The 14,939-nt window shown below is 64.4% G+C and carries 13 protein-coding genes; 6 read left to right on the plus strand and 7 right to left on the minus strand.

Translation table 11 applies throughout. The annotated features are described in order from the left end of the window. Nucleotides 1-139: 139 nt before the first annotated feature. Nucleotides 140-3,274, minus strand: coding sequence for a TonB-dependent receptor (locus AC1MLZ_RS18795; RefSeq protein WP_480959819.1), 3,135 nt, complete (start codon nt 3,272-3,274; stop codon nt 140-142). A 205-nt stretch (nt 3,275-3,479) separates the two neighbouring features. Between AC1MLZ_RS18795 and folE the strand changes: the two genes are divergently transcribed. The 4 genes from folE to AC1MLZ_RS18815 all read left to right on the plus strand — a co-directional run bounded on the left by folE (nt 3,480) and on the right by AC1MLZ_RS18815 (nt 6,022). Continuing rightward, nucleotides 3,480-4,103 (plus strand): GTP cyclohydrolase I FolE, encoded by a 624-nt coding sequence (gene folE / locus AC1MLZ_RS18800; RefSeq protein WP_480959820.1) that lies wholly within the window; start codon nt 3,480-3,482, stop codon nt 4,101-4,103. After that, complete coding sequence (locus tag AC1MLZ_RS18805) at nt 4,103-4,888, plus strand: SDR family NAD(P)-dependent oxidoreductase (RefSeq protein ID WP_480959821.1); 786 nt, start codon at nt 4,103-4,105, stop codon at nt 4,886-4,888. Before folE ends, AC1MLZ_RS18805 begins: the two co-directional genes overlap by 1 nt. Next, nucleotides 4,881-5,249 carry a dihydroneopterin aldolase gene (locus tag AC1MLZ_RS18810; protein ID WP_480959822.1) on the plus strand — a complete coding sequence of 123 codons (369 nt, stop codon included), beginning with the start codon at nt 4,881-4,883 and terminating at the stop codon, nt 5,247-5,249. The genes AC1MLZ_RS18805 and AC1MLZ_RS18810 overlap by 8 nt, the downstream gene beginning before the upstream one ends. A 95-nt stretch (nt 5,250-5,344) precedes the next feature. Next, nucleotides 5,345-6,022: a type 1 glutamine amidotransferase domain-containing protein gene (locus AC1MLZ_RS18815; protein ID WP_480961610.1), complete on the plus strand. Its 678-nt coding sequence runs from the start codon at nt 5,345-5,347 to the stop codon at nt 6,020-6,022. 43 nt (nt 6,023-6,065) lie between these two features. Here the strand turns inward: AC1MLZ_RS18815 and leuA are convergent, their stop codons facing one another. Further along, nucleotides 6,066-7,724 carry a 2-isopropylmalate synthase gene (leuA, locus tag AC1MLZ_RS18820; protein WP_480959823.1) on the minus strand — a complete coding sequence of 553 codons (1,659 nt, stop codon included), beginning with the start codon at nt 7,722-7,724 and terminating at the stop codon, nt 6,066-6,068. Between the two features lie 246 nt (nt 7,725-7,970). Here leuA and AC1MLZ_RS18825 point away from each other — a divergent pair, with 246 nt between their 5' ends. Next, the gene (locus AC1MLZ_RS18825) at nt 7,971-8,300 is read left to right on the plus strand and encodes a hypothetical protein (RefSeq protein ID WP_480959824.1); all 330 of its coding nucleotides are present in this window, start codon (nt 7,971-7,973) and stop codon (nt 8,298-8,300) included. 69 nt (nt 8,301-8,369) lie between these two features. Here the strand turns inward: AC1MLZ_RS18825 and AC1MLZ_RS18830 are convergent, their stop codons facing one another. The 5 genes from AC1MLZ_RS18830 to miaA form a co-directional block, all read right to left on the minus strand. After that, on the minus strand, nt 8,370-8,975 hold the full coding sequence (locus tag AC1MLZ_RS18830; RefSeq protein ID WP_480959825.1) for a YceI family protein: 606 nt from the start codon (nt 8,973-8,975) through the stop codon (nt 8,370-8,372). Nucleotides 8,976-9,406: 431 nt separating this feature from the next. Continuing rightward, nucleotides 9,407-10,426, minus strand: a complete 1,020-nt coding sequence (gene ilvC / locus AC1MLZ_RS18835) for a ketol-acid reductoisomerase (protein ID WP_480959826.1) — start codon at nt 10,424-10,426, stop codon at nt 9,407-9,409. 196 nt (nt 10,427-10,622) lie between these two features. Beyond that, nucleotides 10,623-11,138: an acetolactate synthase small subunit gene (gene ilvN, locus AC1MLZ_RS18840; protein ID WP_480959827.1), complete on the minus strand. Its 516-nt coding sequence runs from the start codon at nt 11,136-11,138 to the stop codon at nt 10,623-10,625. Between the two features lie 143 nt (nt 11,139-11,281). After that, a complete protein-coding gene (locus AC1MLZ_RS18845; protein WP_480959828.1) occupies nt 11,282-13,030 on the minus strand; it encodes an acetolactate synthase 3 large subunit in 1,749 nt (582 codons plus the stop codon). Between the two features lie 82 nt (nt 13,031-13,112). Further along, the gene (gene miaA, locus AC1MLZ_RS18850; protein ID WP_480959829.1) at nt 13,113-14,042 is read right to left on the minus strand and encodes a tRNA (adenosine(37)-N6)-dimethylallyltransferase MiaA; all 930 of its coding nucleotides are present in this window, start codon (nt 14,040-14,042) and stop codon (nt 13,113-13,115) included. Here miaA and serB point away from each other — a divergent pair. Beyond that, nucleotides 14,035-14,916 carry a phosphoserine phosphatase SerB gene (gene serB / locus AC1MLZ_RS18855; protein WP_480959830.1) on the plus strand — a complete coding sequence of 294 codons (882 nt, stop codon included), beginning with the start codon at nt 14,035-14,037 and terminating at the stop codon, nt 14,914-14,916. The genes miaA and serB overlap by 8 nt on opposite strands. The last annotated feature ends 23 nt before the right edge of the window (nt 14,917-14,939 follow it).

Genomic DNA, 14,939 nt, shown 5'->3' on the forward strand with positions numbered 1-14,939 from the left:
GGTGACGGGTAGGGCTTAAGCTCTGCTTTCTAGCCGCTCAGCGTCCCATCCGTCATCCCAGCGGACGCTGGGATCGCATCGAGTAGCGAACGACGCGCGCCACGAACGAGACCCACTCCCGATCGCGGCGCCCGCACCCTCAGAACTTGAACCCAGCCGCCACGCCATACCGCCGTGGTTCGACCGTGAAGACGTTGGTGAACAACCCCGACGACTGATCCGTCACATACTGGCCGGTAATCGCGTCGTTGCTCGTCAGGTTCTGGACGAAGCCGCGGACGTAATAGCGCTCGTTCGGCCCGTTGAGCTGGATCTGCGCGTTGACCACTTCATAGCCCTGAACGCGGTTGATGTTCTCGTTGAAGATGCTCGCCGAGAAGCCGCCGGTATACGCCAGATCGACGCGCGGGACGATCGTGAAGTCGCCGATGTCCGCGACATATTGCGCGCCCGCCGAGAATTTGTAGCGCGGCGCCTGCGGCAGTTCGTTGCCGCGGATGTTGACCAGCACGCCGCTGCGATCGACCACGAATGGCAGGGCGCCGTTCGCATTCGTCCCGAACCCGGCGTTGAGCGGCGCCTGCAACGCAGCCAGCGCCGGGTTGTAGTTCGCCAGCGCACCAGCCGTCGCGGCGGCGAGCGCGTCGCACACCGAATACGCACCGGTCGTTCCGTTCGGCAGCAACCGCGTCGGTGGCCGCAGCCCGAGCGCGGAGTTCACAGCACCGACGAACGCGTTGACGCCCGCCGCATTGCCCGGCGTGGTCGGCCGCACCGCGCAATTCGACGCGTTGGTGATGTCCTTGATGATCACCGCATCGGCCCGCCCGCCCGACGGATCCTGCGGATTGCCGATGAACTTGTCCTGCGTCACCTTCGACTTCAGATAGCTGAAGTTCATGTTGACGGTGAACTTGGGCGAAGGCCGCATGATCGCCTCCGCCTCGACGCCGTAGATATCGGCGTCGATGTTGTCGTTGACCGCGGTGCGCGCGACGATCCGGCTCAGCTGAAGCTGCTTGTACTTGTAATAGAAGCCGGTGAGATTGAGTTGCAAAGTCCGGTTCAGGAAGCTGTTCTTCGAGCCGATCTCGAACGAGTCGACGGATTCGGGCCTGAACGCCTGATCGACCGCGAACACCGGCGACAATGGCGGGTTTATGCCGCCCGATTTATAACCGCGCGAATAGGAGGCGTAGACGAGGTTGTCGGGCTTGATCTTGTATTCGAGCACCGCGCGGCCGGTCAGTCGACCGAACGAGACGTTGGCGACGCCGAACGGCTGGTTACCCGCGGTGAACGGGTCATAATCGAGCGAGGCATAGTTGATCGCGTTCTCGAGCGCGTTGGTGCCGTAGGGGCTGAGTGCGGTCGAGACCGCAGACACGACGATCGAATTGCCCTCCGCATCGCGCACGGGAGCACCGCCCGCACCGACGAGCGTCCGGGTCTTGTTGTCGAAGATGAACGAGGTGCGCGCCCGGACTTCCTTCTCGTCGTGATTGTAGCGCAGGCCGAGCGTCAGCTTCAGCTTGTCGGTGAAGTCGAAATAGGTCTCGCCGAAGAGTCCGTACGACTTGAGGTGCACCGAATCCGTAAAGCTGCGATAAAACGGCGTCGAGCCGAACGCGTTGGGCAACGCCGCGCCGGCCACGCGCGCGCCGAGCACGTTGGCGGCGCCGATGACCGCGGCGCCGTAATCGAGCGGGAAGGCGGTCACGTAGTAGCTGTTGTCGCGGATCTTCTGGTCGAGATAGATGCCGCCGATCAGGAAGTTGAACATTCCGTCGAAGCGGCTGTCGATATGCGCCTCGGCCGAGAATTGCCGCGATCGGGCGTTCGAGCGATCGACGTCCTGGCTGCTCGGCCCACACAGGCTGCTGCCGCTGAACACGCCGAGATCGGGGCCGGGTGCCGATTGGCAGATCGTGCCGGTGTTGCCGTTCGGAAACAGCGTGGCAACCGCGTTGGTGAACGGGTTGATGCCACCGGGAAACGCCGCGCCGGGAAGCTTGGAGGCGCCGATCAACGTAAGTGCGCCGACATTGGCGCCGAGCGGGTTTTCCACCGCGAGATTATAGTCGTTGGTAGAATCCACCGAGTTCCGCGCATAACCACCGGTAAAGTTGAACGAAACCGGTCCGAAATCGTGGAAGATCTTCGCGGTGTATTGCTCTTCGTCGCTGAAATAGGTGGGCTTGTAATCGATGTTGACGGTGCGGACGTCGGTCGGATTGACGACCCCGGTGTAGGTGTCGCGCCCGTACAGGCTCTGCAGCGCATAGGGGGCGAATGCCGCGCCCAGCGCGAAGCGGTAGAACTCGCTCGACGAATAGGCGGCGGCAAGCGTGGAGTTGCCATTGGTCGTGCCGTAATCGAGCCGGTCGGGAAGGCAGCCCAGTACGCCGGTCGGATCGCGGTGGCACAGCTGCTTCTGGATGCGCGAGCGATTGTCGCGTTCGTGGAAATAATAGCCGATCAGGTCGACGCGCGTGTCGCTGTCCGGCTCCCACGACAAGGTGCCGCGGACCGAATAGAGATCGCGGTCGTCGATCCGGCCGCCGTCGAACAGGTTCTTGGTATAGCCGTCGCGTTTCAGATACTGGCCGGCGACGCGGATGCCGATCGTTTCGGTGATCGGCAGGTTGAACATGCCCTTCACGCGTTTGGAATCGTAATTGCCATATTCGAACTCACCGGCGGCATGGCTCCCCGAGAGATCGGGCTTGGCGGTGATGAAATTGACGACGCCCGCGGTCGCGTTGCGGCCGAACAACGTGCCTTGTGGTCCGCGCAGCACCTCGACGCGTTCGAGATCGTAGAATTCGGACTCGAACAGCCGCGTCGATACCAGCGGCATGTCGTTGACGTGGATCGCGGTTGCGCTGTCGCACGATGCGCCGACGCAGAGATCGCCGATGCCGCGGATCGTGAAGCTCGACGAGGTGAAGTTCGTCTTGGTGAACGTCACGTTCGGCAAGGTCTGCTGGAGCGCGATCGGGTTGACGATCTGCTGCCTTTCAAGGTTTTCAGCGGTAAAGGCGCTCACAGCAATCGGAACATCCTGCAAACGCTGCGATTGGCGTTGCGCGGTGATGACGATATCGTCCGCGCCGTACGGATCGGCCGCTCGTTGCTGGGAGACAGCCTCCTGGCCCGGACCGTTCGTCGGGGCGGTATTTTGCGCGGAACTGGTAGTGGCGGTCTGGGCAACTGCCGGAACAACAGGCAGGAGTATCATCGCCGATGCGGCGAGCAGTTCGAACTTTGCCATGATCTATCCTCTCCCTGAACCGCGTCGGTCTTTGCCGCTCACAGTTTCGATTATCAGGTATGCTCAATAAGCGATCAAAAAACTAAGTCGTCAACGCTTATTTCTTAGGCAAAACGGTGACTAATCCAGCAGGAACGCAAGATGAACCAGTTGCAAATTCGAACTCATGTTACGGAAGTCGCGCGTGACGCTACGGCAGTCTACCATGTCGGTTGACGCTGCCCTGGATAGCGGCGATCTGATCGACGAAGACGGCAAGGTCGTGGTGCCGCCGCACGTCGCCGAGGCGATCAGGACCCTGATCCGCTGGTCGGGCGACGATCCGACACGCGAAGGCCTGATCGATACGCCGTGGCGAGTCGCGCGGGCGTGGAAGGAATATTGTGCGGGCTATGGCGACGATCCCGCCAAGCATCTCGAACGCGTGTTCGAGGAAGTCGGCGGCTATGACGAGATCGTCCTGCTGAAGGACATCCCGTTCCAGTCCCACTGCGAGCATCACATGGCGCCGATCATCGGCAAGGCGCACATCGCGTACCTGCCGCGCGATCACGTCGTCGGCATCTCGAAGCTCGCGCGCGTGCTGCACGGGTTCGCACGGCGATTACAGGTGCAGGAACGGCTGACCGCCGAGGTCGCGGACTGCATCTGGGATAACCTCAAGCCGCAGGGCGTCGCGGTGGTGATCGAGGCGAGCCATGCCTGCATGACGGCGCGCGGCGTGCGCACGCCTGGCGTGACGATGGTCACCAGCCGGATGATGGGCGTGTTCCGCGACGACGAACGCAGCCGCAAGGAAGTGCTGGCGTTGATCGGCCGCGGCGTCTGATGCGATCGGGTTCGAGCAGGGCCGTCCTTGTTACGGGCGGAGCAAAGCGGCTGGGTGCAGCGATCGTCCGGCGGCTGGCGGCGGACGGCCATGCCGTGGTCGTGCATCAGGGACATTCGCCGGACGAGGCGGCGGCGCTCGTGGCGGAGATCGTCGATAAGGGTGGGCGTGCCGTGGCTGTTGCTGGGGACCTGAGCGATCTCGGCACGATCGGCGACCTGTTCGCAGCCGCACGATCAGCGATCGGCGGGCCGATCGACGCCCTGGTGAACTGCGCCTCGAAGTTCGAGTTCGATCGACCGCCGACTGTCAGCCCGGTGCTGTTCACTGAACTCAGCGCGATCAATTGCGGCGCGCCGGTGCTGCTCGCCTCTGCGCTCGCGTCGCAAGACGATGTCACGGACGGTGCGGTGGTGAACCTGCTCGACCAGAAGGTGGCGAACCTCAACCCCGATTTCTTCTCGTACACCTGCGGAAAGATCGCGCTGGACGGGGCAACGGCGATGCTGGCGCAAGCACTCGGCCCGCGCATCGCGGTCAATGCGGTGTCGCCGGGGCTGACGCTGCCGAGCGGGGACCAAAGTGACGAGGAGTTCGCCGCCGTGGCGAGCGATAATCTGCTCCGGCGACCAGTCGGTGCAGAGGCTGTTGCAGACGCGGTGGCATGGCTGCTGACTGCGAAGGGCGTGACGAGCCAGAACCTCTTCGTGGATTGCGGGCAGCGGTTTCTGCGCCGCGACGGCGACGTGATGTTCGATCGGGACCCTGGGGGACGACATGGCTGAATTCACGACGATCCTCGACGGGCTCGAGGTCATGATGCGGCTCGGCATCCACCCGCACGAGGTGGCGCCGCAACGCGTGGTCGTCTCGGTCGAGATGACGGTGGTGTATCCGGGGCCGCTCGGCGAGGATGCGATTGAGGACGTGCTCGATTACGATTTCGTACGCACCGGAATCCTCGCGATGGTAGCGGAGCGCCCGTTCGCGTTGCAGGAAACGCTGTGCGAGGCGATCGCTGCATTGTGCCTGGGTGACGCGCGGGTGCGGCGGGTCGAGATCGAGACGATGAAGACCGACGTCTACCCGGACGCCGCGATCGGTTGCCGCATCGTGCGGGAGCTGCCGACCTCATCGGACAATTAGTCCCACGATCGGGCGCATTTCGTTTCCCCCGCGTAAGGCGCCGATTCTAGAGCCGGATCGTTCTCTCCCCTAGAACATCGATCCGGAGACCCATGTTGAAAATTCTCGTCGTCCTCACCTCGCACGCCGACCTCGGCGATACCGGCCGCAAGACCGGCTTCTGGCTCGAAGAACTCGCCGCACCCTATTATGTCTTCAAGGATGCCGGTGTCGAAATCACGCTGGCATCGCCCGCCGGTGGCCAGCCGCCGCTCGATCCGAGCAGCGCCAGGCCCGATGCACAGACCGACGCGACGCGGCGGTTCGAGGCGGATGCCGAGGCAACCGCCGCGCTCGCCGACACGCGCGTACTGTCCGATATGCGGATTGCCGACTATGACGCGGTATTCTATCCGGGCGGGCACGGGCCGCTCTGGGATCTCGCCAACGATCCGGCCTCGATCGCGCTGATCCAGAACGCGATCGGCGCAGGCAAGCCCGTCGCGCTGGTCTGTCACGCACCCGGCGTGCTGCGCGATGTGAAGGCCGCCGATGGCACGCCGCTCGTCAAGGGCAAGGCGGTCACCGGCTTCACCAATAGCGAGGAGGCTGCGGTCGGGCTCAGCGATATCGTGCCGTTCCTCGTCGAGGACATGCTCGAACAGCAGGGCGGCAACTATTCGAAAACCGCCGATTGGGGGGTGTACGTCGTCGAGGACGGCTTGCTGATCACCGGGCAGAACCCTGCGTCGTCGGAAAAGGCGGCGCAGGCGTTGGTGGCGAAGCTGGCGTGAGGGGAGCGGCCACCGGCTCAGCCGGTGGCCGCTCGTTGGAAGGTCAGGCGCGGTTGGCGGCGCTCAGGACCGCGCGGACCGAGGCGGTGGCGATGTCGGTGTCCATGCCGACGCCGAACACCGTCTTGCCCTCGGCCGTCCGGCATTCGACATAGGCCGCGGCCTGCGCATCGGCCCCGTGGCCGATCGCATGCTCGTTGTAATCCACCACGTCCAACGTCGGCCCGGTCGACTCCGTCAGCGCCGCAATCACGCCCGAGATCAGGCCGTTGCCACGCCCGGAAATTGACCGCTCCTCGCCGTCGATCGCGACGCGGCCGATGAACACGCGCTGCCCCGAGGCGCCGCTTTCCTCATAGTCGCGCAACTCCACCCGGTCGTCCGCCTGCGGCATGTACGTCCGCTCGAACAGGCCCCAGATATCCGCCGCGTTCAGCTCGCGGCTGGTCTCGTCGGCATAGGCCTGCACATGCCGGCTGAAGTCCGCCTGCAAGCGCTTGGGCAGCTTCAGCCCCTTGTCCTGCTCGATCACCCAGGCGACGCCGCCTTTGCCGGACTGCGAATTGACGCGGATCACCGCCTCGTAGCTGCGGCCCAAGTCGGCGGGGTCGATCGGTAGATACGGGACCTCCCACAGCGTGTCGTTCTTCGCTTCCTGCGCCGCGAACCCCTTCTTGATCGCGTCCTGATGACTCCCCGAAAACGCGGTGAAGACGAGGTCGCCGGCATAGGGCGTGCGCGGGTGGACGGGGATGTTGGTGCAATAATTGACCGTGTTCACGACGCCGTCGATGTCCGACAGGTCGAGTTTCGGATCGACGCCCTGCGTGTACATGTTGAGCGCGAGCGTGACGAGATCGCAATTGCCGGTGCGTTCGCCATTGCCGAGCAGGCAGCCCTCGACCCGGTCCGCACCCGCCATCATGCCGAGTTCCGCCGCCGCGACTCCGGTGCCCCGGTCGTTGTGCGTGTGGAGCGAGATCGCCACCGCGTGGCGGTTGCGGATGTGGCGGCCGAACCATTCGATCTGGTCGGCATAGATGTTCGGCGTCGCGCACTCGACGGTCGCGGGCAGGTTGAAGATGATCGGGTTCTCAGGCGTCGGCATGAGGACGTCCATCACGGCTTCGCAAACCTCGAGACTGAAATCGAGTTCGGCGGTCGAGAACGTCTCAGGCGAATATTCGAATTGCCAGCGGACGTTCGGTTGCTTGGCAGCTTCGTCGCGCAGCACCTTGGCGCCGTCGATCGCGATCTGCTTCACCTGCGCGCGGTCCATGCCGAACACGATTTTCCGCCACGCGGGGGAGACGGCGTTGTACAGGTGAACGATCGCGGTCTTCGCGCCGACGAGGCTGGCGAAGCTGGTCTCGATCAGGTCGCGGCGCGACTGGGTCAGCACCTGGATCGACACGTCGTCGGGGATCCGGCCGGTCTTCACCAGCCCCGAGATGAAGTCGAATTCGGTTGCGCCGGCGCTTGGGAAACCGACCTCGATCTCTTTCAGGCCGACCTTGCAGAGCAGGTCGAAGAACCGCGTCTTCTTCTCCGCATCCATCGGGTCGATCAGCGCCTGGTTGCCGTCGCGCAGATCGGTCGAGAGCCAGCGGGGTGGCTTGACGATGGTCTTCGACGGCCATTGGCGGTCGGGCAGGTCGACTTGCGGGAAGGGACGGTATTTGGTCGATGGGTCGCGCAGCATGGCTCGTGTCTCTCGTGTCGTCGGGAGCGTTCGGGTCAGCCCTTAGGCGCGAGGCACGGGGCATGGCCACCGCGCAAACGATCGGCGCGCCTAAGGGCGCGTAAGTCGAAGCAGCAGGAGGCGGCCATACGTCATTGCGCTTCTTCTATCGGCGGCGAACGCTCGCGTCCACTATGGATCGATCTATAAGTGCGTGAATTCTCTGGCGCGGTACGATGGCTCGATCAAGCAGAAGGAGGAGATGCCATGAGTACCGTAGCCCATGCTGTAACCGATATTTACGCTGTCGATGATGTCGCGGTGACGCTTAGCAAAAGTAGGCCACCGATTCTCGGGGTTGAAGCGAAAGGACGGACGAATACATCGGGATGGACCGATCCCGTGCTGTCGAAGTACGTATATATCGTGCCGCCGGATGACGGCATCCAAGGGTTTGACTTCGTCGCTGTCGAGCCGGAGGGTATTGTCTTGCAGGTTGTGACGCCGATCGCCGCGTCCTATTCCGATACCTCCGCCGATTGGGTGAAGGGTGTTCGCATCAAGTCGGCGACGAACACCATCGAAGCACTGATCTGAGGTCGTTCGAGCGATTGGAGTTGAAGGGCGCCCGGGGGCCGTTACGGCGGCGACCCCGGGCGATTGGTATTATTCCGCGGCGAACGCAGCGTTGATGGTTAGGTCGACCTTGTCAGACACCACCGGGGCGTAGGCGCCGATGTTGAAGTCGCTGCGCTTGATCGAGGTCGTCGCGCGGAAGCCGAAGTTGAGCTTCTTGTTCATTGGGTTCGCGCCCGCGCCGACGAAGGTCGCCTGGAGCACGACCGGCTTGGTGACACCCTTGAGCGTGAGGTCGCCGGTGATCGTCGCCTTGTCGCCGGTCGCGACGACCTTGGTCGACACGAACTTGGCGGTGGGGTAGGTCGCCGCGTCGAAGAAGTCCTTCGACTTGAGATGGCCCGCGAACGGTGCCGAGGTGACCGAAAGCTGGTCGATGGCGAAGTTCACTTCGACCTTGGTCGCGTTCGGCTTGGCGGGATCGATCGTGATGCTGCCCCCCGACGCGCCCAGCTGCCCTTCGAGCATCGAGAAGCCCATGTGGTTGACGGCCCACGTGACCTGCGTGTGGTTCGCGTCGACTGCGTAGGTGCCGGCGGTGACGCGCGCCTTCACGGGGGCGCCGGGGATGGCAGCGGTTTGCGCGATTACCGGAGCGGCGGTGAGGGCGAGGATCGTGGCTAGGACTAGGCGCATGCGGGGTCTCCTGTTGAACGCGCGATGCTGGCCGAGTGGAGGGAGCGCGTCAAATGACGTTATGCCAACGCTGTGTTTCGGAATTGGGTCGGTGTTGGGAGGGTGTCGCTCCACCCAGTTCCCCCGCGGACGCGGGGGCCCAGCTAAACCACGAACACCGCGCGAGACCCTGGCCCCCCGCGTTCGCGAGGGAACAGGGAGAGAGAACGGCCCCCACCTCACAATACCACCCCGGCGAAGGCCGGGCCCCAATTGGGGAACGTCGCTAACGGAAGACAGCGCTCCGTTACTGCAGCCTCTCCAATTAGGCCCCGGCCTTCGCCGGGATGGCTGGAGCGGGCGGAAACGCCAGCCCGTCGGACCCGGCGAAGCCGTGCCCTATGGGCAGGCTCCGTCGTGCCGGCCGGTCGATAAAGCGAAAACTGACGAGGTCAGTTTTTGGCTTTATCGACCAAAGCATTCTTTCCGATCCAAGGCATCATCCCACGCAACTCCGACCCAATCTTCTCGATCGGATGCGCCAGCGCCTGCTTCCTTGCCGCCTTCAACTCAGGCTGCCCCGCACGGTTGTCGAGGATGAAGTTCTTCACGAACCGGCCCGACTGGATGTCGGCCAGCACGCGCTTCATCTCGGCCTTGGTCTCCGACGTGATGATCCGCGGACCGGTCGTGATGTCGCCATACTCAGCCGTGTTCGAGATCGAGTAGCGCATGTTGGCGATGCCGCCCTCGTACAGCAGGTCGACGATCAGCTTGGTCTCGTGCAGGCACTCGAAATACGCCATTTCGGGTGCGTAGCCGGCTTCGACCAGCGTCTCGAACCCGGCCTGGATTAGGTGGGTGATGCCGCCGCACAGCACGGCCTGCTCGCCGAACAGGTCGGTTTCGCATTCCTCGCGGAAGTTGGTCTCGATGATGCCCGAACGACCGCCGCCGACGCCGCTGGCATAGGCGAGCGCGATGTCGTGCGCGTTGCCCGACTTGTCTTGGTCGATCGCGATCAGGCAGGGGACGCCGCCGCCGCGGACATATTCGCTGCGCACGGTGTGGCCGGGGCCCTTGGGTGCGATCATGATCACGTCGAGATCGGCGCGGGGCTCGATCAGGCCGAAATGCACGTTGAGGCCGTGTGCGAAGGCGATCGTCGCGCCCTGCTTGAGGTTGTCGTGCAGGTCGCTCGCGTAAATCGCGGCCTGATGCTCATCGGGGGCGAGGATCATGACGATGTCAGCCCAGGCGGCGGCCTCCGCATTCGACTTGACCGCGAAGCCGGCCTCGATCGCCTTCTTGGCGGTAGCCGAACCCTCGCGGAGTGCGATCGCGACGTCCTTGACGCCCGAATCGCGGAGGTTCTGCGCGTGCGCATGGCCCTGTGAGCCGTAACCGACGATCGCGATCTTCTTGTCGGTGATGAGGTTCAGGTCGGCGTCGCGATCGTAATAGACACGCATTGGATGGTCCTTTCTGGAAACATTGAATCTTGAAGCGTCGGAGCCCGCAAATCCGCCACGCCAGCGGCAATCCCGTCATGCCAGCGAAAGCTGGTATCTCATGCGGCTCTTGCGGGACAGGAGCCGCGGGAGACCCCAGCTTTCGCTGGGGTGACGGATTTAGGTGCAATGCGGGGTGATGAAGTTGGCTGGAAATTCAGGCCGGCTCTTTGCCGCGGGCGATCGCGACGATGCCGGTTCGGGCGACTTCGATGAGGCCGACTTCACCCATGAGTTCGACGAACTTGTCGATCTTGTCGATCCCGCCGGTGACCTCGAACACGAAGCTCGACGTCGTCGCGTCGACCACGCGGGCGCGGTAGACGTCGGCAAGGCGCAAGGCTTCGATCCGGTGGTCGCCGGTGCCGCGGACCTTCACCAGCGCGAGCTCGCGCTCGACGTGCGCGCCGAGTGCGGTGAGGTCTGTGACCTTGTGCACCGGCACGAGCCGGTCGAGCTGCGCGATGATCTGCTCCATCGTCGCCGCGCTCGCCGAAGTGACGATGGTGATACGGCTGACCGACTTGTCGGCGGTGATCTCCGAAACGGTCAGGCTCTCGATATTATAGCCACGCGCGGTGAACAGGCCGGCGATCCGGGCGAGGATGCCCGGTTCGTTGTCGACGATGACGGCGAGCGTGTGCCGCTCGGCCTTTTCCTGGGAAATGTGCATGGTTCAGTCTCCCCCCCGCCCGCTTGCGGGAGGGGGTAGGGGGTGGGCGCGCGGATGGCCGCTAGGGATGCCGGTCGGGATTGAGCGCGAGCCCACCCCCGGCCCCTCCCGTTCACGGGAGGGGGGAAGAAGTGACTGCCCCATCAAACCAGTGCCTTCGCTTCGTCGTCCATCGTGCCGGACACTTCGTTCGCCTGCAGGATCATGTCGGTATGCGCAGCACCCGACGGGATCATCGGGAAGCAGTTGGTCAGCTGCGATACGCGGCAATCGACGATCACCGGACCGTCATGCGCCAGCATGTCCGCGATGCCGCCGTCGAGCTGGTCGCGCGTCTCGATCAGAATACCCTTCCAGCCATACGCCTCGCCGAGCTTCACGAAATCAGGCAGCGAATCCGAATAGCTCTCCGAATAGCGGCTCTCATAGGTGAGCTCCTGCCACTGGCGGACCATGCCCATATACTGGTTGTTGAGGATGAAGATCTTCACCGGTAACCGGTATTGCGAGGCCGTCGCCAGCTCCTGGATGTTCATCTGGATCGACGCCTCGCCGGCGATGTCGATCACCAGCGCGTTCGGATTGCCCATCTGCGCGCCGATCGCGGCGGGCAGGCCGTAGCCCATCGTGCCGAGACCACCGCTGGTCAGCCACTTGTTCGGCTTCTCGAACCCGAAATGCTGGGCGGCCCACATCTGGTGCTGGCCGACCTCGGTCGTGATGATCGGCGATTGCGCGTGCGTTGCATCGAACAGCGCCCGAATCGCGCGCTGCGGCATGATCTCGTTCGGGTCGTTCTCGGGGAAATCGAGACACTTCACAGCACGCCAGCCGGCGATCCGACGCTGCCAATCGGTCGTGTCGGGTTTCGGATGCTGGCGGCTCTTCCAGATCCGGACCATGTCCTCCAGCGCGTGGCCGACATCGGCGATGATCGCGAGGTCGACGCGCACGGTCTTGTTCACAGACGAGCGATCGATGTCGATATGCACCTTCCGCGAGTTCGGGCTGAACGCGTCGAGGCGCCCCGTCACGCGGTCGTCGAAGCGCGAGCCGAGCGCGACGACGAGGTCGGCCTGGTTCATCGCCATATTGGCCTCGTACGTGCCATGCATCCCGAGCATGCCGAGCCACTGCGGGCCGGACGCAGGATACGCCCCGAGACCCATCAACGTCGACGTCACCGGCGCGCCGGTGATGCGGACGAGTTCGCACAGCAGCTGGCTCGCGGCTGGACCGGAGTTGATGATGCCGCCACCGGTATACAGGATCGGGCGTTCGGCCGCGGCGAGCATGTCGACGAGCTGCTCGATCTGGCTCTGGTCGGCCTTCACCTGCGGGCGATAGGTCTTGTGCTGGATCGGGCCCGGCTTCTTGTACCGCGCCGTGGCGACCTGCACGTCCTTGGGAATGTCGACGACCACCGGGCCGGGACGACCCGAGGTAGCGATGTGGAACGCCTCGTGGATCACGTCGCCGAGCTTGGCGGGATCCTTCACGAGGTAATTATGCTTCGAGCAATGACGCGTGATGCCGACGGTATCGGCCTCCTGGAACGCGTCGGTGCCGATCAGCGCGGTCGGCACCTGGCCGGTGATCACGACCATCGGGATCGAATCCATCAGCGCGTCGGTGATGCCGGTGACCGCGTTGGTCGCGCCGGGGCCGGAAGTGACGAGCACCACGCCCGGCTTGCCGGTCGAGCGGGCATAGCCTTCCGCGGCATGCGTCGCAGCCTGCTCGTGGCGCACCAGAATGTGCTTGATCCGGCCGCTGCGAAACAGCGCGTCGTAGATCGGCAGCACGGCACCACCCGGATAGCCGAAGACGACCTCCACGCCGAGATCGCACAGCGCCTCGATCAGGATATCGGCTCCACTCTTCTCGGTCATTTCATATCATCCTTTGCGAGAACGCTGCCTTTAGCGTCTCGTGGATGGGCCGGCTACCGATATAAAAGATGCGTGTCAAACATCATTTCAGCAATATAGTTTCAAATTGCTGCAGGCGCGTCGGGAGATCGAGGGCGTCGGTGCGGGTCCAGGCGGCCGGCGGCTGGTGTCGGAGCCAGGTGTATTGGCGCTTAGCGTAGCGCCGGGTGGCGAGCGATCCGGCGGCGATTGCGTCGGGGTTCGATGTCTCGCCGCGGACTAGGGCGGCGATCTCGGGGACGCCGATCGCGCGACGGATCGGGGCGTCCCAAGGGATGTCCGTGCGAGCAAGCAGCGCGGCGATCTCGTCACGGCTTGTGTCGGCCATCTCGGCGAAGCGCTGGTCGATGCGCGCGTTGAGCCAGTCGCGGTCGGGGATCAGGATCAGCGCGCGGACGTCGATCGTCTCGCCGATCCCGCCGACCTTGTCCTTTTGCCAGTCGGCGAGCGTGCGGCCGGTGCCGCGCACGACTTCCAGGGCGCGGGCGACACGGGCGGTGTCGGCAGCGTTGAGCTTGGCGGCGGCCTGCGGGTCGAGGTGCGCAAGCGCCGCGTGCGCCTCGACGACAGGGAGGGCGCGGACGTCTTCGCGGAGAGCCGGGGCGATCGCGGGGACGGGGGCGATGCCGTCCAACAAGGTGCGGACATAGAGGCCGGTGCCGCCGACCAGAATCGGCAGCCTGCCCTCGGCCAGCGTGTCCCGGATCGCCTGCGTCGCTTCGGCGGCCCAGCGCGCGGCGGAGTAGGTGGCGTCGGCGGCATCGACGTGGCCGAACAGGCGGTGCGGGGCGCTGTCTTCTTCCTCCGGCGAGGGCCGCGCGGTGAGGATGCGGAGGTCCGCATAGACCTGTGCGGAGTCGGCGTTGATGACGACGCCATCGTGGCGCGCGGCGATGGCAAGCGCGAGCGCGGACTTGCCGCTCGCGGTCGGCCCTGCAATGAGCGCGACCTTCGGGAGATGTTCTATGTTCACGGCAACGCTTATAGCCTCGGGCACGCTGACCGCGGGCGATATTTCGACCGCGATGGATCGCCTGCGCGACGCCGGGTGCGCGCCGGGTGCCAGCGGGTGGATCGACGAGGGCACCGCTGCCGACCTGATCTTCGGGATGGCGCCGGATGCGGCTCGGGTCGCGCTCGAAAATGCATTCCCAGCAACCGACGTAGTCGTGCAGTCGAGCCTTACGCGCACCAAGACGCTACTGGTGGCCGACATGGATTCAACGATGATCACCGTCGAATGCATCGACGAGCTAGCCGATTACGCCGGGATCAAGCCGCAGATCGCCCAAATCACCGAACGCGCGATGCGCGGCGAACTCGATTTCGAGGCGGCGCTGGATGCGCGCGTGGCGCTGCTGAAGGGGCTGGCCAAGAGCGACATCGAACGCTGTCTCGCCGAGCGTGTGACGATCATGCCGGGTGCGAAGGCGCTGGTACGGACGATGCGGTCGCGCGGCGCGCTGGCGGTACTGGTGTCGGGCGGCTTCACGCGGTTTGCTGAGCCTGTGGCCAAGGAGATAGGCTTCGACCGCGCAATCGCCAACGTGCTGGAAATCGACGGCGGCGTGCTGACGGGGACGGTGACCAAGCCGATCGTCGGTTCGAACACGAAACTCACGACCCTACAGGCCGCGATCGCCGAGCGGGGGATCGTGGTGGAAGAGTCGCTGGCAGTCGGCGACGGTGCGAACGACTTGGCGATGATCGAAGCGGCGGGGCTGGGCGTGGCCTATCACGCCAAGCCGATCGTCGCGGCAGCGGCGGCGGCGCGCGTGGATCATGGCGATCTGACGGCGCTTCTCTATGCGCAGGGGATCGCAAAACGCGAGTGGGTGTTGGACTAAACGCTCTCACGATCCTCCCCCGC

It is taken from the genome of Sphingomonas sp. PEI4 (assembly GCF_056679955.1).